Here is a 2,612-nt window from a genome sequence, read left to right as displayed (position 1 = left end):
AACAACATGGCGAGCGGATGTCCGAAGGCAATTTCGCGCCCGGCGGGTTATCCAAACTGCAGCTCAAAGATTTGGACAACACTTTGGCTGAAGCGGCGAGCCTCGATCTGGAATTGCCATCCACACAAGCGGTACGTGATCGGTTTGCGCACTTTGTGAACGACTTGGACGGCGCTGACCTGGACCACTCGGGCCTATATTTGGAACTCAAGAAGCGGAACAACCTGTCATGACAAAAGTTCTCATCCTCGGCGGCGGTGGCATGATTGGCCAAAAACTGGCCCAAAAGATCATCGCTGAAAATACCTATCCAGATCTTGAGTTGACGCTGTTTGATCGGGCCTTTCCAGCAACTTCACTCGGGTGTGAGGCCATCACTGGCGATGTGACGGATCAGGCTACTCTGACGGGGCTGGCGGCTACGCGGCCCGACATCATCTACCAACTGGCCTCTATCGTTTCAGGTCAGGCCGAGACGGAATTCGATTTGGGCTGGGCGGTCAACATGATGCCGATGTGGCATTTGCTGAATGCGCTTAAAGACGAACATATCCTATCAGGAAATACGTATCGACCGAGGTTCGTCTTTACCTCATCCATCGCGGTCTTCGGGGGGCCGTATCCTGAAAAGATAAGCGATGAATTTCTGTCAGCGCCGCAGACGAGCTATGGCGCGCAAAAGGCGGCGTGTGAGTTGATGCTCACCGACTTCAGTCGCAAAGGCTTTGTTGATGGGCTCTCGCTCAGATTGCCAACGATCTGTGTGAGGCCCGGCAAAGCCAACGCGGCTGCATCGTCCTTCTTCTCGGGTATCATTCGCGAACCACTCAACGGCGTAGAGGCAATCCTGCCAGTGCCAAACTCTGTGCGTCATTGGCATGCTAGCCCACGGTCTGCGGCAGGGTTTTTGGTGCACGCGGCGTCGCTGGACACGGAACTTTTGCAAGGGCGTCGCGCGCTGAACTTGCCGGGGTTCAGTTGTACGGTCGAAGAGCAGATCGAAGCATTACGCCGCGTTGCGGGGCAGGGACCTGTTGATCTGATCAAACCCGTTCGCGATGAAGCGATATGTAAAATCGTCGATGGCTGGCCGCGAAATTTCGAACCAACGCGCGCAATTGATTTGGGGTTCAAAGCCGAATCCAGCTTTGACGAGATTATCGAAACTTACATCGCGGACGATCTGAATTCTTAATCTTCTAGCGTCTTGCCCGTAAGGTGACGCGCTAAATGATCGCTTATTCTTTCGCGGGTCAAAATTTCATCCGCAGCTAACGCGGCATCAAGTATGTCCGCATGCTGGCGAATGTTTTCGGAAATGAAATTGAATTTGCGATCGGCCTTCATCAGTTGTTGGCGAAACTGAGCGTAAATAACGCTGTGCGTTTGTTTTAACGTTTCTGACCCACAGGCCGAAATCAACGTTTGATGAAATTCGTGTTCTGAGCTGAACCAGAGATCAATCAAGCCACTGGAATCTTCTGAGGCATGGATGCGTTTTTCAATATGGCTTAGTTTATGGTGCGCAGCGGTGAGGCGCGCCTCCCAAGCGATGCCGCCATTTCGGATCGACATTGCTGCGCCTTCGCTTTCAAGTAAGACGCGCATGTGCGTTAATTCGATAAGTTTTTGGCCTGAACGTTGCGGAACACGAAAACCGCGCTGTTCTTGAAAATTGACAAGACCAACCGTGGCCAATCGAAATAACGCTTCGCGCACAGCGCTTGCAGAACATTTGAATTCGTCCCGCAAGACTTCCGCACGTAGCTTTGCACCATGATCAAATCCGTTGGATGTCAAGCGTTTACGCAGTTCTGAGTATATATCGATCTTGGTGTGCATTGCCTTGCCTGAATCGAGATTTGGCATTCAAGGTAACAAAAAATATTCGAAAATATAGCAAAATCTCGAAATTATTTAGAATTTCATTTTTTTCTTGTTGAACGCGATTCGTCGGCCTAACGTTTCCTCAGCGTCATACGAATGGTGGGACGACAGCCCACCTACAATCAACGCTCAACGTCTGGGAGGACACCATGAAACTAATGAAAACAGCCGCTTCGGTTGCTGTGGTTGCCGCTATGGCAGCTACGTCAGCCTTCGCTGATGGCCACGCGACAACTAAACTCCGCATTCAAACACACTTCTCACCTGAGACGCTTTCCGGCAAAATGGCTGCGAAATACGTTGAAGACATTGAAGCAATGTCCAACGGCGAAATCTCCGTTGAGATGTTCTATTCGTCTTCAGTTGTGAAATCAGTTGAAACGTTTGACGCGGCAGCGACAGGTATTCTTGACTGCGACATGACAGGTTCCGGTTACCAAACTGGTAAAAACCCAGCGTTCCAATTCGCGGGCGACCTTTTGGGCGGCTATTTGAACCCATACCAGCAAATGGCATGGCTCCTTCACGGTGGCGGCCGCGATGCGGTGAACGAGCTGCACAATGGCTATGACATGGAATTCGTTGGTTGGTGGATCCCTGGTCCTGAGTCCCTCGCATCCACAAAGCCAATCCGCACAGCGGCTGACTTCAAAGACTGGAAATTCCGCTCCCCCCCCGGCCTTGCGACAAAAGTATTCGCAGCGCTTGGTGCGTCTCCAATCGTT

At 51.5% G+C, this 2,612-nt stretch carries 3 protein-coding genes and 1 pseudogene; 3 read left to right on the top strand and 1 reads right to left on the bottom strand.

What is annotated here, in order from left to right; translation table 11 throughout:
* Both ABJQ89_RS14885 and denD read left to right on the top strand, forming a co-directional pair.
* A partial coding sequence (locus ABJQ89_RS14885; protein WP_348496968.1) for an NAD-binding protein occupies positions 1 to 233 on the top strand: 233 nt, incomplete at its 5' end.
* Positions 230 to 1,195, top strand: coding sequence for a D-erythronate dehydrogenase (gene denD, locus ABJQ89_RS14880; protein ID WP_348496967.1), 966 nt, complete (start codon positions 230 to 232; stop codon positions 1,193 to 1,195). The genes ABJQ89_RS14885 and denD, both read left to right, overlap by 4 nt.
* On the opposite strand, the gene ABJQ89_RS14875 is transcribed toward denD, so the two are convergent.
* A complete protein-coding gene (locus ABJQ89_RS14875; protein WP_348496966.1) occupies positions 1,192 to 1,869 on the bottom strand; it encodes an FCD domain-containing protein in 678 nt (225 codons plus the stop codon). The genes denD and ABJQ89_RS14875 overlap by 4 nt on opposite strands.
* 167 nt (positions 1,870 to 2,036) lie before the next feature.
* Here ABJQ89_RS14875 and ABJQ89_RS14870 point away from each other — a divergent pair.
* A pseudogene (locus tag ABJQ89_RS14870) lies at positions 2,037 to 2,612 on the top strand (C4-dicarboxylate ABC transporter substrate-binding protein); the annotation flags it as partial.

The sequence above is a fragment of the Planktotalea sp. genome (genome assembly GCF_039984035.1).
GTDB lineage: Bacteria > Pseudomonadota > Alphaproteobacteria > Rhodobacterales > Rhodobacteraceae > Planktotalea.
The sequence above is the reverse complement of the archived record's forward strand: the minus strand, read 5'-3'. Positions and strand labels throughout refer to the sequence as shown.

Coding starts and splice junctions, on each gene's coding strand:
- ABJQ89_RS14875 (WP_348496966.1), bottom strand. CDS start 1,869: ATGCCAAATCTCGATTCAGGCAAGGCAATGCACACCAAGATCGATATA.
- denD (WP_348496967.1), top strand. CDS start 230: ATGACAAAAGTTCTCATCCTCGGCGGCGGTGGCATGATTGGCCAAAAA.